The sequence below is a fragment of the Streptomyces sp. NRRL B-1140 genome, from assembly GCF_001280065.1.
Taxonomy (GTDB): domain Bacteria; phylum Actinomycetota; class Actinomycetes; order Streptomycetales; family Streptomycetaceae; genus Streptomyces.
This window is the reverse complement of sequence record NZ_LGEA01000114.1, coordinates 190764-216700: the sequence shown is the minus strand read 5'-3', so window position 1 is coordinate 216700 and position 25937 is coordinate 190764. Positions and strand designations below refer to the sequence as shown.

General features: G+C 72.9%; 21 protein-coding genes and 1 pseudogene. 10 read left to right on the top strand and 12 right to left on the bottom strand.

What is annotated here, in order from left to right; translation table 11 throughout:
• On the bottom strand, positions 1-843 hold the full coding sequence (locus ADK65_RS26995; RefSeq protein ID WP_053673525.1) for a phytanoyl-CoA dioxygenase family protein: 843 nt from the start codon (positions 841-843) through the stop codon (positions 1-3).
• Positions 844-906: 63 nt separating this feature from the next.
• Here ADK65_RS26995 and ADK65_RS26990 point away from each other — a divergent pair, with 63 nt between their 5' ends.
• The 3 genes and pseudogenes from ADK65_RS26990 to ADK65_RS39825 all read left to right on the top strand — a co-directional run bounded on the left by ADK65_RS26990 (position 907) and on the right by ADK65_RS39825 (position 4964).
• Positions 907-1866 carry a helix-turn-helix domain-containing protein gene (locus tag ADK65_RS26990; protein ID WP_078956157.1) on the top strand — a complete coding sequence of 320 codons (960 nt, stop codon included), beginning with the start codon at positions 907-909 and terminating at the stop codon, positions 1864-1866.
• Positions 1867-2237: 371 nt separating this feature from the next.
• Positions 2238-3062, top strand: a pseudogene (locus tag ADK65_RS39830) (RNA polymerase sigma factor); the annotation flags it as partial.
• A gap of 159 nt (positions 3063-3221) precedes the next feature.
• A complete protein-coding gene (locus ADK65_RS39825) occupies positions 3222-4964 on the top strand; it encodes a ricin-type beta-trefoil lectin domain protein (RefSeq protein ID WP_324614311.1) in 1743 nt (580 codons plus the stop codon).
• A 13-nt stretch (positions 4965-4977) separates the two neighbouring features.
• On the opposite strand, the gene ADK65_RS26980 is transcribed toward ADK65_RS39825, so the two are convergent.
• Together ADK65_RS26980 and ADK65_RS26975 are read right to left on the bottom strand one after the other, a co-directional pair.
• Positions 4978-6237 (bottom strand): SLC13 family permease, encoded by a 1260-nt coding sequence (locus tag ADK65_RS26980; RefSeq protein WP_053673523.1) that lies wholly within the window; start codon positions 6235-6237, stop codon positions 4978-4980.
• Between the two features lie 130 nt (positions 6238-6367).
• Positions 6368-8755 carry a SpoIIE family protein phosphatase gene (locus ADK65_RS26975; protein ID WP_053673521.1) on the bottom strand — a complete coding sequence of 796 codons (2388 nt, stop codon included), beginning with the start codon at positions 8753-8755 and terminating at the stop codon, positions 6368-6370.
• A gap of 254 nt (positions 8756-9009) precedes the next feature.
• On the opposite strand from ADK65_RS26975, the gene ADK65_RS26970 reads away from it, so the two are divergent.
• The 3 genes from ADK65_RS26970 (at position 9010) to ADK65_RS26960 (ending at position 15368) form a co-directional block, all read left to right on the top strand.
• Positions 9010-12108: a glycoside hydrolase family 2 TIM barrel-domain containing protein gene (locus ADK65_RS26970; protein WP_053673519.1), complete on the top strand. Its 3099-nt coding sequence runs from the start codon at positions 9010-9012 to the stop codon at positions 12106-12108.
• Between the two features lie 151 nt (positions 12109-12259).
• On the top strand, positions 12260-14503 hold the full coding sequence (locus ADK65_RS26965) for a glycoside hydrolase family 9 protein (RefSeq protein WP_053673517.1): 2244 nt from the start codon (positions 12260-12262) through the stop codon (positions 14501-14503).
• Between the two features lie 73 nt (positions 14504-14576).
• On the top strand, positions 14577-15368 hold the full coding sequence (locus tag ADK65_RS26960) for an alpha/beta fold hydrolase (RefSeq protein WP_053673515.1): 792 nt from the start codon (positions 14577-14579) through the stop codon (positions 15366-15368).
• A 45-nt stretch (positions 15369-15413) separates the two neighbouring features.
• Here the strand turns inward: ADK65_RS26960 and ADK65_RS26955 are convergent, their stop codons facing one another.
• Complete coding sequence (locus tag ADK65_RS26955) at positions 15414-16346, bottom strand: sigma-70 family RNA polymerase sigma factor (RefSeq protein WP_053673513.1); 933 nt, start codon at positions 16344-16346, stop codon at positions 15414-15416.
• A gap of 174 nt (positions 16347-16520) precedes the next feature.
• Between ADK65_RS26955 and ADK65_RS26950 the strand changes: the two genes are divergently transcribed.
• The 3 genes from ADK65_RS26950 to ADK65_RS26940 all read left to right on the top strand — a co-directional run bounded on the left by ADK65_RS26950 (position 16521) and on the right by ADK65_RS26940 (position 19103).
• Positions 16521-16766: a hypothetical protein gene (locus ADK65_RS26950; RefSeq protein ID WP_030845137.1), complete on the top strand. Its 246-nt coding sequence runs from the start codon at positions 16521-16523 to the stop codon at positions 16764-16766.
• Positions 16767-16769: 3 nt separating this feature from the next.
• Positions 16770-17147, top strand: coding sequence for a toxin Doc (locus ADK65_RS26945; protein WP_053673511.1), 378 nt, complete (start codon positions 16770-16772; stop codon positions 17145-17147).
• A gap of 330 nt (positions 17148-17477) precedes the next feature.
• Positions 17478-19103: an RICIN domain-containing protein gene (locus ADK65_RS26940; protein ID WP_053673509.1), complete on the top strand. Its 1626-nt coding sequence runs from the start codon at positions 17478-17480 to the stop codon at positions 19101-19103.
• Between the two features lie 58 nt (positions 19104-19161).
• On the opposite strand, the gene ADK65_RS26935 is transcribed toward ADK65_RS26940, so the two are convergent.
• From ADK65_RS26935 to ADK65_RS26925, 3 genes are all read right to left on the bottom strand, one after another.
• Positions 19162-20331, bottom strand: coding sequence for a lactate 2-monooxygenase (locus ADK65_RS26935; protein WP_053673507.1), 1170 nt, complete (start codon positions 20329-20331; stop codon positions 19162-19164).
• 76 nt (positions 20332-20407) lie between these two features.
• Positions 20408-21103: an alpha/beta fold hydrolase gene (locus ADK65_RS26930; protein ID WP_053673505.1), complete on the bottom strand. Its 696-nt coding sequence runs from the start codon at positions 21101-21103 to the stop codon at positions 20408-20410.
• Positions 21104-21136: 33 nt separating this feature from the next.
• Positions 21137-21694: a hypothetical protein gene (locus ADK65_RS26925; RefSeq protein ID WP_053673503.1), complete on the bottom strand. Its 558-nt coding sequence runs from the start codon at positions 21692-21694 to the stop codon at positions 21137-21139.
• A gap of 327 nt (positions 21695-22021) precedes the next feature.
• On the opposite strand from ADK65_RS26925, the gene ADK65_RS26920 reads away from it, so the two are divergent.
• Complete coding sequence (locus tag ADK65_RS26920) at positions 22022-22456, top strand: protease inhibitor (RefSeq protein WP_053673501.1); 435 nt, start codon at positions 22022-22024, stop codon at positions 22454-22456.
• Between the two features lie 180 nt (positions 22457-22636).
• On the opposite strand, the gene ADK65_RS26915 is transcribed toward ADK65_RS26920, so the two are convergent.
• The 5 genes from ADK65_RS26915 to ADK65_RS26895 all read right to left on the bottom strand — a co-directional run bounded on the left by ADK65_RS26915 (position 22637) and on the right by ADK65_RS26895 (position 25901).
• Positions 22637-22843: a CDGSH iron-sulfur domain-containing protein gene (locus ADK65_RS26915; protein WP_053673499.1), complete on the bottom strand. Its 207-nt coding sequence runs from the start codon at positions 22841-22843 to the stop codon at positions 22637-22639.
• On the bottom strand, positions 22824-23480 hold the full coding sequence (locus tag ADK65_RS26910) for a HemK2/MTQ2 family protein methyltransferase (RefSeq protein ID WP_107092393.1): 657 nt from the start codon (positions 23478-23480) through the stop codon (positions 22824-22826). The genes ADK65_RS26915 and ADK65_RS26910 overlap by 20 nt, the downstream gene beginning before the upstream one ends.
• A gap of 21 nt (positions 23481-23501) precedes the next feature.
• Positions 23502-24509 carry an iron-containing redox enzyme family protein gene (locus ADK65_RS26905; RefSeq protein ID WP_053673496.1) on the bottom strand — a complete coding sequence of 336 codons (1008 nt, stop codon included), beginning with the start codon at positions 24507-24509 and terminating at the stop codon, positions 23502-23504.
• A gap of 137 nt (positions 24510-24646) precedes the next feature.
• Entirely contained in the window at positions 24647-24847 is a 201-nt protein-coding gene (locus tag ADK65_RS26900) for a hypothetical protein (protein WP_053673494.1), read from the bottom strand.
• A 46-nt stretch (positions 24848-24893) separates the two neighbouring features.
• The gene (locus ADK65_RS26895; protein ID WP_053673492.1) at positions 24894-25901 is read right to left on the bottom strand and encodes a hypothetical protein; all 1008 of its coding nucleotides are present in this window, start codon (positions 25899-25901) and stop codon (positions 24894-24896) included.
• Positions 25902-25937 lie beyond the last annotated feature (36 nt).

Sequence of the window (25937 nt, the reverse complement as noted above, 5' to 3'; positions counted from 1 at the left end):
TCAGTGAGGCCCCTGCGGCGCGAACTCCGTTCCGCAGGGGCCCGCCCCCTCGCTCTCCGCGAGCTCCACCCGCGCGCCGCTCATCGCCAGCGTCCGGTAGAACCGCCCGATCCGCTCCGTCGACCGGCCCACGTAGTGCCCGATGAACGACCGCCGGAACCGGTCCGCCGTCCGGTTCGGCTGCGACCCGTGCACCAGGCTGCCGTTGAAGAACAGGACGTCGCCCGGCGCCATGTCCACCGGCACCGGCGCCAGCCCGGCCGGCGGCGGAACGTACTCCCGGGCGAAGGACACGTCCGCGTCGGCCTGCTCCGGGCAGAACAGGTCCATCAGGTGCGTGCCCGGCACGACCTCCAGCCCCCCGTTCTCCCGGTCGATCACGTCACAGGCCGTCCAGGCCGCCACACACGTGCCGGGCTCCACCCTGAGGTAGAAGTTGTCCTGGTGCAGCGCCTGCCCCCGGGCGCCCGGCGGCTTGAAGTAGAACATGCTCTGCGCGGCCAGCACCTCCTCCCCGAGCAGCGCCTCCAGAACCGTCCGCAGCCGGGCGTCGAGCAGGACCTCGCGCGCGAGGCCGTTGATCTCGTGCGGGTGCATCACCCGGGGCCACACGTGCAGGGGGTCCGCGCCCGGCCCGTCCACCGCACGCGGCTCGAAATGCCCGGGCACCGGACCGGCCGCCCGCAGTGCCGCGAACTCCCCGCACAGCCGGTCGATCTCGCCGGCCGCGAAAAGCCCCCGTACCACCGTGAAACCGACCCCATCGAACTCCTCCCGGTACCGCCGGAGCTCTTCGCGGTCCAGGATGGAGGCGCCGACGGCGCCGTTGCCCGTGACTGTCATGAACGCACTCCTCGCTCGGGTGTCCTCGGCGCAAGACGCTAGGCCTCCGGGCCATCGAGGAGGATGCCCGTGCGTGCTGACGGATTGCCCGAGACTGTCGAGGCGAGCCACACCGGGCAGACAGGGAAGACCGGGAGCACGGGGAACACCGGAGATCCCGCCCCGCCGCCCGGACTGGTCGTGGTCGGCCACTTCGACCAGCCGCACGGGTACGGCGTCCACCGGCCGCACGGGTCCGCGAGCTGGCTCTTCACCTGGACCACCGCAGGCCGGGGACGCCTGTGGCAGGGCGGTGCGAACACCTCGGCCGGGGCGGGCGCACTGGTCGTACTCGCCCCGGGCGTCCCGCACGGGTACGGAGTCGAGTCCGGCGCCGGGCACTGGCGGTTCTGGTGGGCGCACTGCCAGGCCCGCCCGTCCTGGGCCGCGTGGCTGCGGCCGTACGACGCCGGTCACGGGATGTACCTGATCGCCTCCGTCCCGGCCGGCGTGCACGGCCGCGTCGGGGCGGCGTTCCGGCGGATGCACACCGACGCCCGCTGGACCGGCACCGAAGCCCTGCCCGACGGGGCGCCCCCGGACGGGCAGGTCGCCGTGGCCCACGGCAGCGCCGCCCGCGAACTGGCCCTGTGCGCACTGGAGGAGATCGTCCTCCTCACCACCGCCCGGCCGCCGGCTCCCCGGCCCGGCCTCGACGCACGGGTCCGTCGCGCGCAGGAGCTGATCGACGCCGACCCGGGCGCCCCGCACACCGTCCGCTCCCTCGCCGAGGGCGTCGCGCTGTCGCCGTCCCGCTTCGCCCATCTGTTCAGCAGTCAGCTCGGCCGCTCGCCCATGCGGGCCCTGCGCGAGGCACGGCTGCGCCATGCCGCCCGGCTGCTGGAGAGCACCGACCTGCCCGTGGAACGCGTCGCGACGGCCTCGGGTTTCGTCAGCCCGTTCCACTTCAACCGCGCCTTTCGCGAGCGCTACGGGGCACCGCCCGGGGCGTACCGGGCGACACACGGCGGTGCGGCCGGCTGAGCACCGCTATTGGTTCCGCCGCAGACATCGAAAGACCGGTGCGGAACGCCGCCCACCGCGTGAGCTGCTGCTCGGGGGGTGACTCAATGGTTTCCGGGCGACCGGCGGGGCGGGAAAATGTCAGTCGTATAGAAAGGGGCGGACGGCACGGAAATGCCTTTCGCGCCACTGGCTGACTTCTTGTCAAAAGCCGCTGCGCGTCCACGCAATGCGCGAAACCGCGTGATCCCTTGTTCCCCGTCCCTGACCTGTGTAAAGGTGTGCCCTGACGGCGTGCCCCCACACGCCTTTCTTTCGTATGCGCGCGGCCGCCGGCCGGCATACCCCTTGGTACGGACTTTGTTCCGCATGTCCTTGAGAGGAATGCAGCCGTGAAAGACGCAGGCCCGTCGAATTCCCCGGCCTCGGCCCGCGGGTTCGGTGCGACGGACGAGCAACTGAGCGCGGAGCTCAGGAAGTGGACGGGGGCGACGCCCGCACTCCACCCCGTCGGCGAACTGCTGGACCGGCACTGGGAGGCGGCCTTCGCCTACGCCCGGCTGTGCACCGACGGTCCGCGCTCCGCGGGCATGCTCACCACCGCGGCGTTCACCCGGCTCTTCGGCGAGACCCTCCGGCAGAACGGACCGACCTCCGCGTGGCGGTCCCATCTGCTCCTCACCGTGCGGCGGATCGCGGCCGAGTGGGCGGGCGACCACCGAAGCGACATGCTCCACCCGGCGCTGCTGGCCGACACCGGCGACGGGGAGCGGCCGGCCTCCCGACTGCTGCCGTCGCGACACCGGCGCCTGCTGTCCGGCGCCTTCCAGCGGCTGCCCCAGTCCGCCCGCTGCCTGCTGTGGCACGTCGAGGTCGAGGCCGAACCGCTGTCGTCTCCGGCCGCGCTGCTCGGCCTGGACGAGGAGGGCGCGCGCGTCGAACTGGACCGGGCCCGCGACCGGCTGCGCGAGGAATGCCTGCAGCTCCACCGTGAACTCGCCCCCGACGAGGAGTGCCGGCGCTATCTGCGGCTGCTCGACGTGACGTACCGGCGAGGGGGGCTCGACATCGACCCCGATCTACGCGCGCATATAGAGGGCTGCGGGCACTGCAGCGTTGCCGCGGACCAGCTCGACCAGTTCAACCACGCCCTCGGCGTCGCCCTGTCGGAAGGGGTGCTGGGCTGGGGCGGGCGGGGCTACGCGGAGAGCCGGATCGGCGAGGCGGCAGACCACACCGGGGGTGGGCGGGCCGCGGAGCGCCGACGGCCCGGGGCGGAGGCCGGTGCGGCCGCCGGGGCCCTGGCCGGCGCGGCACGCGAGCTGTTCCCGGACCCCGTGGCCCTGGCCCGCGAGGTCTTCCCGGAACCCGCCGGCATGGCGTACGAGATCATGCCGGACCCGGCCCGTGCGGCGCGCGAGGGCTTTGCGGGACCGGCGAGTGGCGAGGGGCTCGCGGAGCCGGCCGGTGAGGTGCGCGATGGCTTCCCGGCCTCGCCGCGTGCGGCACGCAGGGCCTTTCCGGGGCCGGCCCGTGCGGCACGCAAGGGTGTGACGAATCCGGTCCGTGCGGCACGCGAGGGCTTTGCGGGACCGAGGGGTGCGGGAGGCGAGGTTTCCCCGGGGCCTGCGGATGCGGCGCGCGAGGGCTTTGCGGGACCGGCGGGTGGCGAGGGGCTCGCGGAGTCGGCCGGTGAGGCGCGCGAAGGCTTCCCGGCCTCGCCGCGTGCGGCGCGCAAGGCGTCTACAGGTCCGGCCCGTGCGGCACGCAGGGGCGGGACGAATACGGCCGGTGCGGCACGCAGGAGCCTGACGGATCTGGCCCGTGCGGCGCGCGAGGGCTTGTCGGGTTCCCGCGCGGCGCGCGAGGGCCTTGCGGATCCGGCCGGTGCGACGCGCGAGGGCTTGGCCGGCCCGGCTGGTCGGTCGTTCCCTGCGCCGCCGCGTGCGGCACGGGAGGCCTTCCGAGGACAGCCCGGCGACGGGCGTGAGGTCTTCCCCGATCCGGTCGCCCTCGCCGGCGCGGTGGGGGAGTCGTTCACCGAGCCGGGCGGCCCGGCGACCGCGCCGCCGCCCCCTGCCGGGGCCGAGAGCCGCGACCCTGCCGGGGGCACCGCCGAGGCTGCGGCCGGCGTGGGCCGCTCCCTGCCGATCGCCACCGTGGCCCCGGCCCACCGGAGCGAAGGCTCCCGAAGCGCCGCCCGAAGGTCGGCCAGGTCCGGCCGGAGGGCCGCCCGCCGTGTCGCACGGCGGCGCAATCTCACCGTGGGCATCCTGACCGTCAGCGGCCTCGTGGTTCTGCCGCTGGTCCTGTGGTCCACCGGCGACTCCGGTGACAGCGCCCCGGCCGGCGCCGATCGAGCAGCCGGGGAGGCACCCGACCCCGACGCCGGTGAGAGGAACACCGACCCGTCCCGGACCGGCGCGGGTGACGCCCGCCAGGGCGCCCTCCACGGCCGGCTGCACAACGTCGCCTCGGACCTGTGCGTCGGCGTCGACGGCGACAAGGCCGTCGAGGGCGCGGAGGCCGAGCTGACGACCTGCTCCGCGGAAGCCGCCCAGCAGTGGACGTACGAGACCGACGGACTGCTGCGCAACGGCGCCGCGCCGGACCTGTGCCTGGACTCGCAGCTCGGTTACTCGGTCCGGCTGGCTCCCTGCACGGGCGCCTCCCGCCCGGACCCGAAGAACATCCGCTACGACTTCACCCTGCAGGGCGCCCTGGTGCCCCGCTGGGACCAGGACCTCGCCCTTGCCCCCGCCGCGACCGACGGCTCCGGCGCCCTGGTCCTCAAGGCCCGGACGGACGACGAGGTCCAGCGCTGGGTGATCGACACCTCCAGGGCCGATCTCCAGGTGCAGGCCGTCAACTGGAACGCCAACGTTCCGGCGACCCGCACCGCCCCCGCACCGTCCCCCGGTCCCACACGGTCGAGGACACCCGCGCCCACACCGACTCCGTCCCCGGCCTCCCCGGCGCCGGAGCAGACGCCGAGCAGCCCGGCCGCCACAGACCCGTCCTGCTACCGCTACCACTGCGACTCCGACGGCCGCTACGGCAACCCTGACCAGGGTTACCCCGGCCACGGCTACGGCCGCGGCGGAGACGGCCGCCGCTGACCGGGCGGCGGGCTCAGACGCCGACGACGGCCAGTGACAGCCACAGGGCGGCCACGGCCGACACCAGCGCGGCCGGTACGGCGAGCAGCCCGAGCCGTGTGAACTCGCCGAGACCCACCCGGTGCCCGCCCTGCTGGACGATCCGCCGCCACAGCAGGGTCGCCAGCGATCCGGCGTAGGTCAGGTTGGGGCCGATGTTGACACCGAGCAGCACCGCCAGCACGGCACCGGGACCGGACCCGGCGGTCAGGGGCAGCAGCACCAGCACCGCGGGCAGGTTGTTGATGAGGTTCGCCAGGACCGCGGCCAGCGCCGCCACGCCCAGCAGGGTGACCAGTCCCGAACCGTCGGGCAGGACGTGCCGCAGCGCGTCGGCGAGCCCGTGGTCGACGACCGCGCGCACGACGACGCCGAGTGCGAGCACGAACGCCAGGAACGCCGGTTGCGCCGAGCGCACCACCGCGAGCGGCGTGGCCCGGCGCCGCACCAGCGCCCGCCCGGCCAGCACCAGCGCACCGGCCGTCGCGGCCCAGGCCGGCGCGATCCCCACGGCGGAGGCGACGACGAACCCGGCGAGTGTGCAGCCGACGGTGACAAGGGCGAACAGCGGGAGAGGTTCGGGACGGGGGTCGGAGTCGGGGGAGGGTACGGGCGCCGCGAGCTCGTCGTCGAAGAAACGGCGGAACACCAGGTACTCGGCGGCGATGGCGACCAGCCACGGCAGCGCCATCAAGGCCGCGAAGCGGGTGAAGCTCAGTCCGCTCGCGGTGAAGGCCAGCAGATTGGTCAGGTTGGAGACCGGCAGCAGCAGCGAGGCGGTGTTCGACAGATGGGCGCAGGCGTACAGGTGCGGTCGTGCCTGCACGCCCATGCGGGTGGCGGTGGCGAGCACCACCGGGGTCAGCAGGACGACCGTGGCGTCCAGACTGAGTACGGCCGTGATGACGGAGGCCAGCGCGAACACCGCGGTCAGCAGCCGTGTGGGGCGCCCCGCCGCCCAGCGGGCCATCCACGCCCCGCAGGCGGTGAAGAGCCCTTCCACGTCGCAGAAGTGGGCGAGCACCAGCACGGCGGCGAGGAAGCCGACCACGGGCCCGAGCCGCTGGATCTCCTCCCCGGCGTGCTCGGGCGAGATCACTCCGAGGGCGATGGCGAGACCGGCGGCGGGCACGGCCAGCACGGCCTCGGGCAGGCCCTTGGGGCGGGCGACGGCCCAGATCAGCACAGTGGCCAGCAGCGTCACGGACAGGACTTCGGCGAGCGGGGCGTTCAGGGCGGTGTCCTCCGGAGCGTGGTCTGGTCGTGCCCGCCCATGAAACCAGGCGCTGGTAAGAGAACCTCAGGGGCCCTGTCACGTCCTGTCCGGGGCGGCCCCCGCCCGCCTGCCGGTGCGGAGCGGGTGCTCAGAGCTCGTCGCCGAGCAGGGCCAGCTCCGCCCAGATCGTCTTGCCCTCGCCGGTGTGCCTGCTGCCCCACCGCTGGGTGAGCTGGGCGACGAGGAGCAGGCCGCGGCCGCCCTCGTCCCAGGTCTTCGCCCGGCGCAGGTGCGGTGCCGTGTGGTTGGTGTCGGACACCTCGCAGATCAGCGTGGCCGCGTCATGGATCAGCCGGAGCCGGATGGGCGGGGCGCCGTAGCGGATGGCGTTGGTGACCAGCTCGCTCACCACCAGCTCGGCGGTGAACGTGGCTTCGAGCAGCCCCCAGCGTTCCAGCTGGTCGACGACCTGCTTGCGGATGGGGGCCACCAGTGCCGGGTCGGCCGGGATGTCCCAGGTGGCGACCTGGGCGGACGGCAGGCCGCGGGTGCGGGCCAGCAGCAGGGCCACGTCGTCGCTGGAGCCGCCCGGGGGGAGGAGTGTGTTCAGCACGCGGTCGCAGGTCTCGTCCAGGGAGCCGGAGGAAGCCGACAGCGCCTCGCGGAGCATCCGGCCGCTGGTGTCGACGTCCCGCTCACGGCTCACGAGCAGTCCGTCCGTGTGGAAGACCAGGATGCTGCCCTCGCGCAGCTCCACCTCGGCCGCCTCGAACGGCAGCCCCCCGACACCCAGCGGGGGCCCCGAGGGCAGGTCGAGCTGGCGCGCCGGGCCGCCCGGCGGCACCAGCAGGGGCAGGGGATGCCCGGCCCGGGCCAGGGTGCAGCGCCGTGAGACCGGGTCGTACACCGCGTACAGGCAGGTCGCGCCCACCTCCCCGGTGCCGTCGTCCCCGCCGGACTCCTCCGACAGCCGTACGACGAGGTCGTCGAGGTGCGTGAGCAGTTCGTCGGGCGCCAGGTCGATGTCGGCGAGCGTACGGACGGCGGTGCGCAGCCGGCCCATGGTGGCCGAGGCCTGGATGCCGTGACCGACGACGTCGCCGACGATCATGGCGACCCGCATCCCCGACAGCGGGATCACGTCGAACCAGTCACCGCCCACGCCGGAGCGCGTGGCCGGCAGGTAGCGGGACGCGGCCTCCACCGCCGCCGTGTGCGGAAGGGTGCGGGGCAGCAGGCTGCGCTGCAGGGTGAGGGTCGTCTCGCGCTCGCGGGAGTAGCGGCGCGCGTTGTCGATGCAGACGGCGGCCCGGGCCGTGACCTCCTCGGCCAGCAGCACGTCGTCGGGGGTGAACGGCTCGGGGCGGCGGAAGCGGGTGAAGACCGCCACGCCCAGGGTCGTGCCCCGGGCCTGCAGGGGCACGGACATCGTGGAGTGGATGCCGTACTCCTGTATCCGCTGGAAGCGCACCGGGTCCCAGGCGAGCCAGCGCTCGAGGTCGCCCGACGCGCCCGAGGCCACGACGGTGTGCCCGGCCACCAGGGAGGCGGCCTGCGGGGAGTTCTCCGGGTAGACGTCCACCTGTCCGGGTTTGGCGACGGCCTCGGGGCTGCCCTTGTTGACGGACTGGTGGGCGGACCGGCGCAGGCTCAGTGGCGGAATCGGCGGCCCGGCGGACTCGCCGCCGTGGTCCCGGGGGTCGAGGAGGTCCACGCTGACGAAGTCGGCGAGCGCCGGCACGCACACGTCCGCCAGCTCCTGCGCCGTACGGGTGACGTCGAGGGTCGTGCCGATGCGCACGCTCGCCTCGTTGACCAGCAGCAGCCGCTCCCGTGACCGGTACTGGTCGGAGAAGTCGTGGGCCGTCACGCACACGCCGCGCACCCGGCCGGTGCCGTCGGTGAGCGGGGCCATCCTGGCCAGCCAGGCGTGGGCCCCCCGGCTCTCGCCGGTCGCCTTCATGTACGTCTGCATCTCCTGCCGCCGGCCGGTGCTCAGCACCCTGCGCAGATACTCCTCGAGCTCGGCGTTCTGCGGTCGGCTGCCGATGTCGGTGGGCTTCAGCCCCAGCATCCGCGCGGCGGGCAGCCCCAGGAGGTCCGCCATGGCGTCGTTGAGGCCGCGCAGCCGCAGCCGCTCGTCGAAGATCATCGTGGCGCAGGGCGACTGCGTCAGGGCCAGGCGCACCAGCGGGTCGTCGCCAAGCCCCTGGTCGGCGGCCTCCGGCGGGGACACCGCGAGCCAATCGGTCGCCTCGGCTCCGTCGGGAGGCCTGCGGTGGGCGAGCACCCAGAGGGAGACCGGGTGCCCGTCGCGGTGACGCAGGGTGAGTGTGCCGCTCCAGCGAGAGCCGTCCCGCACGGACGGCGGGTCGGCGCCGTCGGCCAGCAGCGCGGCGGCCGGGCGGCCCACGACCTCGTCGGCCGTGTGCCCCAGCAGACGGCGCGCACCCTCGCTCCACTCGGTGAGCGTGCCGTCGACGGCGATGACGGCGCGGGCTGCCACGCCATCGTCGAACGGCTCGTCCGGACTCATCGTCGCGACTCCATACGGACACTCACAGTGAACAGGGAGGCCAGTTGAGTTCCAGCGTAGTCCGTAGGCGCCCGGCGTGGACCGGTAACCCCTGTGCCGCTCCCCGGCCGGGGTCGGGGCGCACTTCCGGCCGAAGTGATCGCCGGGGCAGAACGGCCCCGACGCACCCTTGACGTCCGGGTGTGACGCCTCGACAGAATCTGTTTGTTCGCGATCAGTTGTGAGTACTTCTGGGCCCTCGTGAGGGAGATTCCATGTCGGTCAGGCGCAGATCGGTCCTGTTCGCCTCCGCGGCCGCGCCCGCGGCCGGAGCGCTGCCCGGTGCCCCGGAGGCGTGGGCCGCCGGGCAGAGCCGCGGCGCGCCCGGCCGCCGGACCGTCGCACTGCGCGACGGCTGGCGCTTCGCGCTGGTGAACCCGGGTGGTATCACGGACCCGACCGGCGCCTACGCGGATGCCCACCTTCCCGGCTACGACGACTCCGGCTGGCGCGAGACGGCCGTCCCGCACGACTGGAGCATCGAGCAGACCCCCACCACCGAGCACGGCACCACCAGCGGCACCGGCTTCCTGCCCGGCGGCCTGGGATGGTACCGCCTGGCCTTCACCCTGCCGCCCACCCTCGCCGGCAAGCGCGTCTGCGTGGAGTTCGACGGCGTCTACATGGACTGCACCGTCTACTGCAACGGCACGGAGGCCGGCCGTCACCCCTACGGCTACACCGGCTTCGCCCTCGACCTCACCGACCTGGTGCACACCGACGGCACGACCGAGAACGTGATCGCCGTCGAGGTCCGCAACCGGTTGCCGAGCAGCCGCTGGTACTCGGGCAGCGGCATCTACCGCGAGGCCCGCCTGGTGATCACCGAACCGGTGCACGTGGCCCGCTGGGGCACCCGCGTCACCACACCCGAGATCTCCGCCGAGCGTGCCGTCGTACGGGTGGCCACCTCCGTCGTCGACGCCTCCGGCAAGGGCACCGACGTCGAGATCGTCTCCCGGATCACCGATCGCGGGGGCCGGACGGTCGCCCGTACGTCCTCCACCGCCGCGGCCGTCACCGGCGAGCGCACCGTCGCTCACGAACTGCGGGTCAGGAAACCGGAGTTGTGGGACTTCACGACACCGCACCGCTACACCCTGCACACCGAACTCCGCGTCGGCGGCCGGACCACCGACACCTACCGCACGGTCTTCGGCTTCCGCACCTTCCGCTTCGACCCGGACGAGGGCTTCTTCCTCAACGGCACCCACCACAAGATCAAGGGGGTCGACCTCCACCACGACCTGGGCGCGCTCGGCGCCGCCGTCAGCATCGACGCCGTCCGGCGGCAGCTGGAGATCATGCGCTCCATGGGCGTCAACGCCCTGCGCACCTCGCACAACCCGCCCGCGCCCGAGGTGATCCAGGTCTGCGAGGAGCTCGGCGTCGTCCTGCTGGTGGAGGCGTTCGACTGCTGGCGGACCGGAAAGAACCGGTACGACTACGGCCGGTTCTTCGACGAGTGGTGCGAGAAGGACGCGACCGAGATGGTGCTGGCGGCCCGCAACTCACCCGCCGTGCTGGCCTGGTCCATCGGCAACGAGGTCCCCGACTCCACCTCGACCGCCGGCCTCGCCATGGCCGACCGGATCATCGGGGCGATCAAGACGGCCGACGACACCCGCCCCCTGGTCATCGGCTCCGACAAGTACCGCCGCCTGCCCGCCAAGGGCTCCGCCGCCGATCTGATGCTGGCCAAGCTGGACGGCCTCGGTCTGAACTACAACACCGCCAAGTCGGTGGACCAGCTGCACGCGGCCTACCCGCACCTGTTCCTCTTCGAGTCCGAGTCCTCCTCGGAGACCTCCACCCGCGGCGCCTACCAGGAGCCCGAGCGCCTCAACACCGGCGAGAACCACACCCCGGGCCGGCGTGCGACCTCCTCGTACGACAACAACCTCGCTTCCTGGACCATGAGCGGCGAGTACGGCCACAAGAAGGACCGGGACCGCAAGTGGTTCGCCGGGCAGTTCCTCTGGTCGGGCATCGACTACATCGGCGAACCCACCCCCTACGACGTCTTCCCGGTCAAGGCCTCCTTCTTCGGGGCGGTCGACACGGCGGGCTTCCCGAAGGACATGTACCACCTGTTCCGCAGCCAGTGGACCAGCGAGCCGATGGTTCACCTGCTGCCGGCGACCTGGAACCACGACAAGGGCGACACGGTCGAGGTGTGGGCGTACGCGAACGTCGCCACGGTCGAGCTCTACCTCAACGGGAAGTCGCTCGGCGTACGGCGGTTCGACACCAAGAAGACCGTCGACGGCCGCACCTACCTGGAGACCACCGAGGCGACCGGTGACGACAAGACCTTCACCGACGGCCCTCACCCCGGCAGCTACACCAGCCCGAACGGCAGCGTAGGCAAGCTCCACCTGGCCTGGCGGGTTCCCTTCGAACCGGGCGAGCTGAAGGCCGTCGCACGGCGGGACGGCAAGGTGGTCGCCACCGACGTGCTGCGCACCGCGGGCGCTCCGCACGCGATACGCCTGACCCCGGACCGCGAGTCCGTCGCCGCGGACGGCCGCTCCCTGGTCTTCGTGACCGCCGAGGTCGTCGACCGGCACGGTGTCGTGGTGCCGGACGCGGAGCACCTGCTCTCCTTCACCGTGACGGGAGGGTCCCTCGCCGGACTCGACAACGGCCGGCAGGAGAGTGCCGAGCGCTACCAGGCGAGCACCCGCACCGCCTTCCACGGCAAGGCCCTCGCCATCGTCCGGTCCGGCACCAAGGCCGGTGCGGTGAGGGTGACCGCCCGCGCCGAGGGGCTGCGGGCGGGCACGGCGACCGTACGGGCCACCCGGGCCGCGGACCGGGCCGAGACCGCGCCGGCCGCTTTCCGGCCCGGGCATCCGGCCCCGCCCGCTCACCCGCACGCGGACGCGAGCTACTCCGGCCGTCAGGACACCCTCCCCGCCGCCATGCTCGACGGCGACCCCGCCACCGGCTGGTCCAACGGCTTCTTCAAAGAGGCCACCGCCCTGCTGCCGGCCTTCGACGGCGCGCGGACCGAGGACTGGGTCTCGGTCGACCACGGGCGCACCCGCGGTTTCGACCGGGTGGACGTCTCCTTCACCGTGGACGCCGGCCACAGCCTGCCCGCCGCGATAGAGGTGGCGGTGTGGGACGGCCGCGCGTGGCAGACCGCGCGGGACACCCGGATCGGCTGGGCGGCCGCCTCCGACGCACCCACCGTGATCACGTTCGAAGCCCTCCGCGGCTCCCGTGTCCGGCTCATGCTCACCAGCCGCCACCCCGGCGAGGCCCGGGGAGCGATCCGTATCAGCCGGCTGGACTGCCCGGCCGCCTGAGCCCGGACGCCACGGTCCGGACGGGCGGCGAACAGCCAGTCCTGTCCGGACCGTTGACGGGGCGTCACATCTGCCACAACCATGGCCTGCGTCCCATCTGGGAGCGCTCCCACGCTGAGCGTCACCCGCACCTCCGACGAGGAGCCCAGACGTGAAACGACGCAGAACCGCCTTGCTCTCCCTGACGGCCCTGCTGGCGACCGCGCTCACCGCGCTGCCGTCGGCGCCGGCCGGGGCCGACGAGGCCGAGCAGGTCAAGAACGGCACCTTCGACACCGGCACCGCACCGTGGTGGACCACCAGCAACGTCACCGCGGGCATCTCCGACGGCCGTCTCTGCGCCGACGTCCCCGGCGGCACCACCAACCGCTGGGACGCCGCCGTCGGGCAGAACGACATCACCCTCGTGAAGGGGGAGTCGTACCGCTTCTCCTTCAGCGCGACCGGGACACCCGCCGGGCATGTGGTGCGGGCGATCGTGGGTCTGTCGGTGTCGCCCTACGACACCTACCACGAGGTGACACCGCAGCTCAGCGTCTCCGGCGACCGCTACTCCTACACCTTCACCTCGCCCGTCGACACCGCGCAGGGCCAGGTCGGCTTCCAGCTCGGCGGCAGCGCGGATCCCTGGCGCTTCTGCATGGACGACGTCTCGCTGCTCGGCGGGGTGGCGCCGGAGCCCTACGAGCCCGACACCGGGCCCCGGGTCCGCGTCAACCAGGTCGGCTACCTGCCCGCCGGCCCCAAGAACGCCACGCTGGTCACCGACGCCACGGCGAAGCTGCCCTGGCAACTGAAGAACTCCGGCGGGAAGGTCGTCGCCAGGGGCACGACCCTGCCACGCGGCGTCGACGCCTCGTCCGGGCAGAACGTCCACTCGATCGACTTCGGCGCCTTCCGCACCAGGGGCACGGGCTTCACGCTCGTCGCCGACGGCGAGACCAGCCGACCCTTCGACATCGACGCGAGCGCCTACGAACGGCTCCGTCTCGACTCGGCCAAGTACTACTACACCCAGCGCAGCGGCATCGCGATACGCGACGACCTGCGGCCCGGTTACGGCCGCCCGGCCGGGCACGTGGGAGTGGCGCCCAACAAGGGCGACACCGCCGTGCCCTGCCAGCCGGGCGTCTGCGACTACACCCTCGACGTCGGCGGCGGCTGGTACGACGCCGGCGACCACGGCAAGTACGTCGTCAACGGCGGCATCTCCACCTGGGAGCTGCTCAGCACCTACGAGCGCGCCCGGCACGCGCGCACCGGGCAGGCGGACAGGCTGCGCGACGGCACGCTCGCCATCCCGGAGAGCGGCAACAAGGTCCCGGACATCCTCGACGAGGCACGCTGGGAGCTGGAGTTCCTGCTGAAGATGCAGGTGCCCGACGGGGAGCCACTGGCCGGCATGGCCCACCACAAGATGCACGACGAGCAGTGGACCGGCCTGCCGCTCATGCCGCACGAGGACCCGCAGAAGCGCGAACTGCACCCGCCGTCCACGGCCGCCACCCTGAATCTGGCCGCCACGGCCGCGCAGGCCGCCCGCCTGTACCGGCCCTACGACAGGGCGTTCGCCGGCAAGGCCCTGGCCGCCGCCCGCAAGGCCTGGTCGGCCGCGCTCGCGCACCCCGACCGCTATGCCTCCGAGAGCGACGGCATCGGCGGCGGCGCCTACCCCGACAGCGACGTCAGCGACGACTTCTACTGGGCGGCGGCCGAGCTGTACCTGTCGACCGGGGAGAAGCGCTACGAGGAGTACGTCCTGAAGTCGCCGGTCCACACGGCCGACCTCTTCAAGCCCATCGGCTTCGACTGGGCCCGCACCGGGCCGGCGGGGCGGCTCGACCTGGCGACCGTGCCGAACAGGCTGCCCGGCCGGGACGCGGTGCGCCGGTCCGTCGTCGAGGGCGCCGACCGCTACCTGGCCACCCTCAGGGCACACCCCTACGGCATGCCGTACGCGCCCGAGGGCCACACCTACGACTGGGGCTCCAGCCACCAGGTCCTCAACAACGCCGTCGTCCTCGCCACCGCGTACGACATCACCGGCGCCTCGAAGTACCGGGACGGCGCTCTGCAGAGCATGGACTACATCCTGGGCCGCAACGCGCTGAACATCTCCTACGTCACCGGCTACGGCGAGGTCAGCGCACAGAACCAGCACAGCCGCTGGTACGCCCACCAGCTCGACCCCGCTCAGCCCAACCCGCCGAAGGGCACCCTCGCGGGCGGGCCGAACTCGAGCATCCAGGACCCCTACGCGCAGAGCAAACTCCAGGGCTGCGTGGGCCAGTTCTGCTACATCGACGACATCCAGTCCTGGTCGACCAACGAGCACACGATCAACTGGAACGCCGCCCTGACCCGCATGGCGTCCTTCGTGGCCGACCAGGGGTAGGACCGGCCGGCGATGCCGTGCCGGGGGAGTCCGCCGGGAGGACTCCCCCGGCAGGCGCGCGTAACCTGGTGTCATGCCAGCGGTGCGGGTCGACGGCATCGAGGTCGCGTACGACCGGGTGGGTCAGGGCCCGCCCCTCGTGCTCGCGCACGGCGCCATCGCGGACGCCCGGCAGTTCCGCCCCCAGGCCGAGGACCTGGCCGACGAGTTCACCGTCGTCGCCTGGGACGAGCCGGGCGCCGGGCGCTCCTCCGACGTCCCGCCCGCGTTCACGCTGGCGGACTACGCGCGCTGCCTCGCGGCCGTCGTCGAGGACGTGGACCTCGGCCCCGCCCACGTCCTCGGCGCCTCCTGGGGCGGGACCGTCGTGCTGGAGCTCTACCGGCACCACGCCGAAGTCGTCCGGACGCTGCTTCTCGTCGACACCTACGCGGGCTGGAAGGGTTCGCTCCCGGCGGCGGAGGTGCGGTCCCGGGTCGAAGGGGCGGAGCGGATGCTCGCCGTCCCGGCCGAGGGGTTCGCACCGACCATGCCGGGTCTGTTCGCCGGGAAGCCACCCGCCGAAGCCGTCCGCGTGCTGTCCGTGATGTCGGCCGGCACCCGGCCCCAGAGCATGCGGACCCAGCTCACCGCCATGGTCGAGGCCGATCAGCGGGACCTGCTGCCGAGGATCGCGGTACCCACGCTCCTGCTGTGGGGCGAGCTCGACACCCGCTCACCCGTGGCGTCCGTGGCCCACCAGTTCCTGGAAGCGATCCCGCGGGCCACGCTGGTCGTGCTCCCCGGCATCGGGCACCTCAGCAACATCGAGGCCCCTGAGCCGTTCAACCGGACCGTCCGGGAGTTCTGCCGCGCCCACTCCTGACCCGCGGCGCGGTCCCGTCGCCCCGCCCGATCGTGGGCCCGGGGGTCACTCGGCCGCCCTCGGCAGGTGGGCGAGCTTGTCGGGGTTGGCCACGACGTAGATCCCGCGCACCCGGTCGCCCTGCGGTGTGAGGTCCAGGACCAGGACGGCGAACGGCGCGTCACCGTCGAACAGCACCGCCGCATCGTCGCCGTTGACGCGTCGGTAGTGCCAGACCGGGCGGTCCGGGCCGCCCCGTCCGGCGGTGAGCAGACGGGCCACCTTCTCCCGGCCGTGCACCGGGCGCAGGCCGGCCCGCCTGCGCTTGCCGCCCGCGTCGGTCCACGCGGTGACATCCGGCGCGAGCACCTCCATCAGCTCGGCGATGTCCCCGCCGAGCGCCGCCCGCACGAACCGCTCGGTCGCCTCCCGCCGCACCCGCGGATGAGCCTCGTACCGGGGCCGCCGGGCGTGCACGTGCTCCCGGGCCCGGTGCGCCAACTGGCGTACGGCGGCGGGGGAGCGGTCGATGATCTCCGCGATCTCGGCGTGCGGATAGCCGAACACCTCGCCCAGCACGAAGACGGCCCGCTCCAGCGGTGTCAGCGACTCCAGGACCACCAGCATCGCCAGTGACACCGACTCCGAACGCAGCGCGGGGGTCTCGGCGGTCTCGCTCTCCTCCGGGGCGACCAGGGGCTCGGGCAGCCACGGTCCGACGTACGTTTCCTGCCGACGGCTGATCACGGCACGGCGGCGCAGCGCGTGGTTGACCGCCACCCGGACGAGATAGGCCCGCGGGTTGTCGACGCCGGCCAGCGGGGCGCCCCCGCCGCGGGCCGTCCAGGACAGCCAGGTCTCCTGCAGGACGTCCTCGGTGTCGGCGACGCCGCCGAGGATGTTGTAGACGACGCCGAACAGCAGCTCGCGATGCTCGACGAACATCCCGGTCGCCGCGTCGAGCGGCGAGCCGGTGCGGTGTGCGGAGAACTGGGTCATGCGTGGGCCTCCCGTGGACGTCTCACCCCTGAGAGCCGGGCGCGGCCCCGGAATGTGACATCGGACGGTCTCCTGTGACCCACATCTCAGGACGACCCTCCCCGTGGTACCACCTGAAAGCCATCCTGACCTGGGGGTATTTACGAGTCAGTACCCGAGCGGTACCGTGATGGCATGCCAGCTCTCAACGTGGAGTTCAGTGACCGCGAACTTGAGGACCTCAGGCAGATCGCCAAGGAGCGCGGTACGTCCATGAAGGCGCTCGTGCGGGAGGCGGCCGCGGCCGACATAGCCCGCCACCGGGCCCTGCAGGAGGGCGCGGAGGCCTTCCGCCGGTTCTTCGCCACCCACGCCGACGAGTTCGCCGCCGCGTTCCCGGACGACGAACCGCCCGCCAAGGGCGAAGGGCGGGCCGCCTGACCCATGGCGCCTGTGATCCACATCGACGTGCCCTGGCTGCTTCAGCGTCACGAAGAGGTGCTGCCCGACCAGCCCACCGTCAACGACTTCTCCGCGCTGGTCGCCGCCGTCGCCCGCCATCGCGTCGACCCGCCGCGCCTCGGGGTGAACTCCGACCCGGCCTGGCGGGCCGCCGCGCTGCTGCACACCATCACCCTGCTCCGGCCGCTGCCCTCGGCCAACGCCCGCTTCGCCTGCGCGACCGCCGTGGCGTACATGTTCGTCAGCGGCGTCGGCATCGACCCGCCCTACGGCGCCCTGGTCGACCTCGCCCGCGACCTGCTGTCCGGCACCACCGACGTCTACGGCGCGGCGGACCGGCTGCGCTCCTGGCAGATATGAGGAAGCGGGCCGGGTGCCCGATTCACGCAGGCCGCAGGGAAACGTCGAAAACGGGTGCGATCCGCGCGTATGTGTTCCCTGTTTCTGACTTTCTGTCAATGGCGGGGATGTTGTCCGGGCGCCTTGTTGGCCGTGTGGGGGTTGTGCAAGAGTGAAACGCGCGTGCGGGGGGAAAGGCCGGGTGTCGCACGTGATTTGTGGACCACGTCCGATTCGCCGTCGGTTAATTCTCACCTCCCGCGCAGTGTCAAAAGAGGAACGCACCAACCGGGCCTCCTTTTTCGGCGACAGAACTTCTGTGTGTCACATGCGTGGGAAGGAACCATCTCAGTGCCCACCCCCCACCCCCCTCGCCCTCCCTATCCCCCGCCCGGCGGGGATCCGGGGGAATCCGATGAATCACTCGCCGCCCCGCTGAGAGGCAGTCCGGAGGGCGAGGTCGCCGCCCACTCCGTGGCGCTGCTGATGGCGCGGCACCACCAGCCGGTGCACGACTACGCGGTCATCTGTCTCGCCTCGTCGGCGCAGGTCGCCGCGATGGTGACCGGGACCGCCTTCCACCGGACCCTCAACCGCCTCGCATTCGGCGAGTCCGCCGTCGCGCTGCGCCCGGCCCTGCTGGTGACCGTGCGCGACACGATCCGAGAGTGGTCCGCCGACGATCGAATAACAGCCGTTCTGCCCGCCTTGCAGAAACCGGCCGGAGGACGCGGGCTGCGCGCGGCCACGTCCATGACGCCCGAAAATCGCACCCTGGCGGAGCGGGCATTCCAGGCACTTCCCGCGGACGCGCGCTGTTTGCTCTGGCACGTCGAGGTCGAGGCAGATCCTTTAAGCGTCCCGGCCGGACTGCTCGGCATGGACACCGACATCGCGGCTGCGGCCCTCGAACAGGCCCGGGACACATTCCGCCGAGGCTGTGTACAAGCCCATCGCGAACTCGCACCGACCCATGATTGCCGGTTCTACAACCGCCTCCTCGACGTCCCGATCCGCCGGGGCGGCGCACTGCTGCCGGACGTCCAGCAGCACCTGGACGAGTGCCGCTACTGCCGGAACGCCGCGGAACAACTGAGCCATTTCGAGGGCCCGCTCGGGCCTTTGATCGCCGAGGCGGTGCTCGGCTGGGGTGCCCGCCGCTACCTCGACTCACGCCCGGGACGTGCCTCGCAGGGCACGCGGGGCGCTCGTACGAACCGGCGCGGCGGCGGGCGGCGGGGCGGCGGGCGCCCCGGGCTGCTGTCCCGGCTCCCGGTGCCCGCCCGAGGGGTTCCGGAGGCGCTGCGCTCCTCGCGGGCACTGCTCTCGGGTGTCGGCGCCGTATCGGCCGGGGTGCTGGCGACGGTTCTCATCATCAGCGCGTCGTCCTACGACGGCGGGGAGGCCGACCCGGCCGGCTCCGACAGTGCCGCAGGCGGCAAGGTGCCCTCATCGGTCACGCCACCCGGCAAGGCCGGGCTCCCCGCGGCCCAGGGGGTGACGCGCCTGCGCAACGCCGGTGCGAATCTGTGCCTCGACATCCGCGGCCTGCCGAAGGAGGGTTCGGGTACGAAACTGGCGGACTGCTCCACGGTGTGGACCCAGCAGTGGACCTACGAGGACGACGGGCTGCTGCGCAGCGTCGCCGACCCCGGGCTGTGCCTGGACTCCCACAAGGACGCCGGCGTCGTCGTCCTCGGCACCTGCGCCGACGAGGATGCCGAGCGGGGCGAGGACGTGCGCTACGACCTCACCGTGCAGGGCGAGTTGCTGCCCCGCTGGGACGAGCGACTGGCCCTCGCCCCGGCCGGCGACGACCCGGACGCCGACATCGTCGTCAAGGTCCGCGACCGCTCCTCCGACGCCCAGCGGTGGCAGGCCGAGCCCCTGCCGACGACGTCCGGTTCCCTGTCGATCGAGGAACAGGGCGCTCCGGCGGCCCGCCGGGTGGCCCTGACCGACGGCCGGACCGCGTGACCAAGGCCGCGGTGCCCGAAGCAAGGCTGTGCGGCGGACGCGCCGCACAGCCCGCCCCTCACGCCGGATCCTCGACGAGGTCGGCCGGGCCGATCGTGCCCGGCGTCGCATGGCCCGACAGGGCGAGCGTCAGGTCGAGTTCGGCGAGCAGGCAGCGTACGACGTGCTCGACACCGGACCGGCCGTCGAGGCCGAGGCCGTAGACGTACGGGCGGCCGACGAGGACCGCGCGGGCGCCGAGGGCGAGGGCCTTGAAGATGTCGTCGCCGGTGCGGACGCCGCTGTCGAAGAGGACGGTGAGCCGGTCGCCCACGGCCTCGGCCACGCGGGGGAGCGCGTCGGCCGCCGCGACGGCCCCGGCCACCTGACGGCCGCCGTGGTTGGAGACGACCACACCGTCCATGCCGGCGTCGGCGGCCAGACGCGCGTCGTCCGGGTGCAGGACGCCCTTGAGGACGATCGGGCCGTCCCAGTGCTCCCGCAGGAACGCCAGGTCCGGCCAGCTCTTGGCCGGGTCGGAGAACATCCCGACGAAGTGCATCACCGCCGCGTTCGGATCCTCGTGCACCGGCTTGGCCAGGCCCGCCCGGAACGCCGGGTCCGAGAAGTAGTTGGCGGTGCCCACACCGTGCAGGAACGGCAGATAGGCCTGGTCGAGATCGCGCGGCCGCCATGACAGCAGCGGCGTGTCCAGGGTGACGACCAGGGCGGTGAACCCGGCCGCCTTGGCCCGGTTCAGGAAGCTGCGGGCCACCTCCGGGTCCTTCGGCCAGTACAGCTGGAACCAGCGCTCGGCGCCGCCCATCGCCTCGGCGACCTGCTCCATGGGCGTGCTGGACGCCGACGACAGTATGAACGGCACGCCCTGCGCGGCGGCGGCCCGGGCCGCGGCGGACTCGGCGTCCGGGTGCATGATCGACAGCACGCCGACCGGGGCCAGGGCGAGCGGAGCCGGGAGGGCGCGCCCCAGTACCTCGACCGACAGGTCCCGCTCGTGCACGTCCCGCAGCATGCGCGGCACGATCCGGCGGCGCTCCAGGGCCGCCCGGTTGGCGCGGGCCGTACTGCCGTCGCCCGCGCTGCCCGCCACATAGCCGACGGGGCCGGGCCCGAGCCGCTGCTCGGTGAGCTCCTCCAGCCGGGTCAGATCGGTGGGCAGCCGCGGTACGGCGCCCGTCATCCCGTTCAGATAGATCTCGTACTGGAAGTCCGCCCAGTGCTTGCCCACCGTACGCCCCGCCTCTCGTCTCCTCGTCGAGACCGCCGTTCGGGCGACGATACCGAGCGGTACGCGGCCCGGCGGATCAGGGGCGGGCCGCCGCCTCGCGCAGCACCCGGGCCAGGGCGCTCGGCTGCGAGAACATCGGCCAGTGGCCGGTGTCCAGCGTCACCAGCTCCCAGCTGTCACTCCCGAGCAGCGTGGCCACCGCCGGCATCGGTTCGTCGCCGTCCAGGAGGCACTTCACGTACGTCGCCGGCAGCTCGTTCAAGGGGCGTTCGAGGACGGCCGGTTCGGTGAGGGTGATGCCCGGGTGCGGGGTCGCTCCCACGATCCGGGCGATCTGCTCGTCCGTCAGACCCTGCCCCGCGTACTCCTCGGGCTCCAGCGGCGGCCAGTACCCGCCCTGTGCGTCGATCGTCCGCCGTACGTGCTCGCTGGGCCAGCCCGACAGGAACGACTCCCCGTCCACCGGCACGTTCGCGTCGACGAACACCACGCGCCGCAGTCGGCCGCGGATCCGCTCGGCGGCCTGCCCGACCGGGACGCCCGCGTAGCTGTGCCCGACCAGGACGACGTCCCGCAGATCGAGCCGCTCCACCTCCTCGACGATGTCCCGGACGTGCGTCTGCTGCCCGGCCGGCCGTGTGTCACGTCTCTCGGCGAGGCCCGACAGCGTCAGCGCGTGGACGTCATGCCCGGCGCCGCGCAGCTCCGCGACCACCTCGTCCCATGCCCACGCCCCGAGCCATGCCCCTGCCACCAGTACGAAGTCGGTCATGCAGGGAACGTAGCCGAGGGGGCTGACAGCGGCTCACTCCGCCTCGTCCGCGTGCGGTGCGGGGGCCGGCTCGGCGTCCGGGCCCTGAGCCCGGACGCGCTGCACGTGTTCGAGCGAGTCGCGCAACTCGGCGAGCCAGTCGTCCGTGTGCCGCTGCACCAGGCGCACGCACCAGGCCAGCGCGTCGCTGCGGCTGCGGGCGACGCCGCCGGCGATCAGGGTGTCGAGTACCTGGCGTTCCGGCTGCCGCAGCCGCGTCATGACCGGCGCGGCGACGTGCGTGAAGAGCGTGCGCCGTCCGCCGCACTCCACGCCCCAGGACACTTTGCGGCCGAACCGGTGCTCGGCCTCCCGGGCCACGGCCATCCGGTCCTCGCGGGTGCGCTCCCGGAACTCCTGCGTCCGGCTCTCCAGGGCCGCGTCCCGTTCGCCGGCCGGGGCGTCCCCGGCCAGCCGCGGTGCGGGGATGCGGCCGATGACGGTGATCTCCTCGCGGTCGACCGTGATCTCGGTCAGTTCTTCGAAGAGGTCATCGGGCAGGCGACCGGCGAACCAGCCGCGAAGCTTCTCTCGCTGCTCATTCGTAATCATGTAATGACGATTACTCGGCCGGTCCATGAACACAAGGGGTCACGAAGGAGTCGGCCCAGAGCAGAATCGGAATGTTTCAGGCCTATTAACGAACACCTGGAAATCGGCCATCTGGCCGCTTCGCACCCCCGGGAACCCGCGCGGTTACGGGCTCCACCCGCATGAACTCCGTAACTTCGAGCCACTGATTCAATACGCAAGGTTACTGAAACCTGTGGGGTCGATGTGTGTTTCCGCGGCGGACTCGGCAGACTCGCGCTCGCCGCTCCGGGCACCGACCGAGCACGGGACGGCACCCCCTGTAATCGATGCGGAAGGATGCACACAATGCGGACCACCGCGCGCTGGGCCACGACCATCGGCATGACGGCCACCGCCGTCTGCGGACCCCTCTCCGGGGCCGCGCTCGCCTCTCCGGGTCAGGCCCCCACCGCGCTCTACGCCCCGTCGGCCCTCGTCCTCACGGTGGGCCACGGTGAGAGCGCGATCGCAGCGACTCCGGAACGCGCGGTCACCCTGACCTGCGCCCCGAAGGCGGCCGGCACGCACCCGGCGGCCGGGGCGGCCTGCGCGGAACTGCGCGGTGTGGGCGGCGACTTCGACGCCCTGACCGCGAAGGACGGCGTGATGTGCACCAAGCAGTACGACCCCGTCGTCGTCACCGTCGACGGCGTGTGGCAGGGCAAGCGCGTCTCCTACGAGCGCACCTTCTCCAACGACTGCATGAAGAACGCCTACGGGACGGGCGTCTTCTCCTTCTGAGAGGGCTGAGCCCACAGACCGGGATCGCGCTGGAACCGTGAAGCACAGCGGGCCGTGGCTGGGGAGCCGGGCCGTTGTCACGAGGAGTCGCGATCTCGCACAAGAGGGCCGGCGGGCAGTGTGGGGCTGCCCGCCGGCCCTCGGCCGTTCGCTGTCCCGCGGCCTTGGAGGTCCTTGCTCTCAGGCCCGGTCGCGGTGGCTGGTGTCGCACCACGGGTAGCGGCGGCTGCGGCGGCACGTGCACAGGGCCACGCGGAAGCGGTCGGAGGTGACCACGGAGCCGTCCTCCAGCTCCACCTCCACCGGTCCCTCCATCAACAGAGGGCCCTTGCGCTGGACGGTGACGCGGCGGGGCTCGATGGGCCGGTCAGACGGGGAGTTCGGCACGGACGACCACCAGCTCTTCCTTGTCGACGGTGGCGGGCAGCAGACCCCGCTCCCGCAGCCAGCGTTCCCGGCCGCGCAGCACGGGCCCCAGCGCGATCCGGTGCCGACGGGTCACCGCGGCCTTCAGGCCGGCCGTGCGCAGCTGCCCGACGGTCACGTCCGGGCCGCTGAGCGCCGACTGCACGAGCAGCAGCACCCCGCCCGGCCGCAGCAGTCCGGGCGCCTCCCGGCAGATACGGTCGACGACCAGACGTCCGTCGGCGCCCGCGTCCCAGGCCCGGGCCGCACCTCGCGGCGGTCTGCGATGACCGTCCGGCGCCGGCACGTACGGCGGATTGGCGAGGATCAGGTCGAACGTCTGTCCGCGCACGGGTTCGAAGAGATTCCCGTGCCGGATGCGGACCGGGAGCCCCGCGAGCCGGGCGTTCAGCCGCGCGGCCCATACGGCGCTCCAGGACACGTCCACGGCGGTCACACGGTAGCCCCGGCGCGCGGCGTGAAGGGCCAGGGCGCCGCTGCCGGTGCCCACGTCGAGGACTTCCGCGCCCGGGGGCAGCGGCTCGTCGGACAGGGCACCGGCCAGCAGCTCGGTGTCCTCCTGCGGGGCGTACACGCCCGGGGGTACCAGTGCAGTCACGGACGCCGAGTACCCCGGCCATCAGGAGATATGAGCTGTTTCCCGGGCGAGCGGCGCACGCAGTGACGAACGGGAGGCACGCCAGTCGGTGAGCAGCCGGGCGCCGAAGCGTTCCTCGACGAACTCGGTCGCATCGACGCCGAAGGCGATGTCCGGGGCGAGGTACGGCTCCCGCTCGAGCAGTCCGCCGATGACGTCGTGGCGCACCACCTGCTCGTGGACCGCGTCGGCCTCCACGTGCTCGTCGTAGAAGTGCTCGGCGGCGGGCCCGGCGCCGGTGCGGCGCATCGCCTCGGCGAGCCGCCGCGACCCCGGTGACGAGGTGATCTCGACCGTCGCGAAATGGCCGACCAGGGCGCCCCTGAGGGCGCGGTGCAGCCCGAACAGGGACATCATGTTCACCGTGACCAGGGCCTCGGCGCACGCCGCGTCGAGATAACGGCCGTACGCGGTGTCCAGGCCCAGGTCCGTCATCAGGTCGGCGAACAGGCGGGCGTGGACCCGCTCCGCGCGGCCGCCGCCCCACTCGTCGAACTCCACCGCCGCCATCGCCGCCTTCGCCCGGCCCGACAGCCGCGGCAGGACCCAGGCGTGCGGGTCTGCCTCCTTGAGGTGGTACAGGGAGCGCTGTGCCGCGTACTCGCGCACCTGCCACAGCTCGCCCTCGTCACGCAGGAAGTGACTGACGCCGGTGCCCTGCACGGGCTCGACCAGCAACCCGGCCAGTGCCTCGTCCACGCTGTCGTGTACGTGTGCGTCGGTCCGCAGCGCCGAAAGGAAGCGGTGTTCCATGGCCGCTCGGACGCGCAGCAGGTCCGGGTCCCACTCCCGTTCCGGGGAAACCTCCGCGAATCCGCGGTAGTGCAGCTCGTAGCACAGGTACAGGGCGAGCTGGAGGTCGTCGCCGTACACCTCGGCGCGGGCGACGTCCTCGAGGCCGGGCAGCCGGCCCGCCCCTCGCAGATACCCGTCGACGCCCCTGCTCAGAGGGCCGCGCGGGGTGGGCAGTGGTGGTCCGTCGTGCTCCATGCGCGCCGGGTACCCACTCGGCGACCGGGGTCACCCGGCAAGTGGCGCCCGCCCGGGGCGGTCGGAAGGCGCCCAGGTCGACGTCGTGGGCCGTCGACCTGGACAGCGCCCCGGGAGTGAGGCCCGCCCGTATCCCGTCAGTCCCCCTCGGACTCCTCCTGCGCACGCGTGTTGGGGGTGACGGCCTCCCCGGCCTCGCCCCGGTGGCGGCGCTCCTCGGCGGAGTCCCCGGTGCGGGTCTCGGCGTCCTCGACCTCGCGCAGCACCTCCTCGAGTGCCGTCTCGGCCGGCTTGCCGTGCTGGTCCTGGGAGTGGTCGTGGTCCTTGTGCGGGGACACGGGGTCTCCTTTCCTTGTGCGGTTCGTCCTGTCTCGGCGGGGGTGTTCAGCCACCGGCGCGGGCTATGCGCAGCGGCACCGGATCGGCGGGAGCGGCCTCCTCACTGCGCAGGGCGACCTCCGCCCACCAGGAGGGGCCGTCCTCGATGTGGCGCAGCAGCACGCCCTCGCGGATCGCCCAGGGGCAGACCGTGACGGCCTTGATGCCGGTGAGCTTCAGCGCGGTGTGCCCGACCACGGCTCCCGCCAGGCTCTGGGCGGCGCGGGGTGCGGAGATGCCGGGCAGGTGCGCCCGTTCGGCGGCGGGCAGGGTGGCCAGCCGCGTGATCGCCGCGCGCAGGTCGGAGCGGTGCAGCTGCCGGTCAACGAAGGGGCCATGGCGTCCGGGCGCCGCGCCGCACAGCCGCCCCAGCTGCTGGAAGGTGCGGGAGGTGGCGACCGCGGTGCGCGGGCCCTCCCAGCGGATCCGCGCCGCGACGTCCCGCAACTGGTGGCGGACCTTGCGGCGCAGCGCCCGTACCCGCTCCGGCGACGGCGGGTCCTCGTCGGCGAAGAACTCGTGCGTCAACCGCCGCGCCCCCAGCGGCAACGACGCCACGAAGTCCGGCAACCGGCCGCGGCCGAAGGCGACTTCGAGCGTGCCGCCGCCGATGTCGAGCAGCGCGAGCGGCCCCGACCGCCAGCCCATCCAGCGCCGGGCCCCGAGAAACGTCAGTTCGGCCTCGACCTCACCCGGCAGAGTGCACAGGTCGACGCCGGTCCGGGCGCGGACGGTGCGCAGCACCTCGCGCCGGTTCGGCGCGTTGCGCACCACGGCGGTCGCGAAGGCCGGCGGGCCGGCGGCGCCCCACCGGGCGGCCGTCCTGTCGGCCTCGGCCACGGCGTCGACGAGTTGCGCCACGGCCTGCTCCGGGATGGGTCCCCCCGGTGTGACCTGCTCGGACAGCCTGAGTCGCCACTTGGCGGTGTGCACGGGCAGCGGCACCCCGTCCGCCGCGTCCGCGACCACAAGTCTGACCGTGTTCGATCCCACGTCCACCACGCTGATTCGCATGGCCGGTGGGTACCCACTTCCGGGTCCGCCCAACAG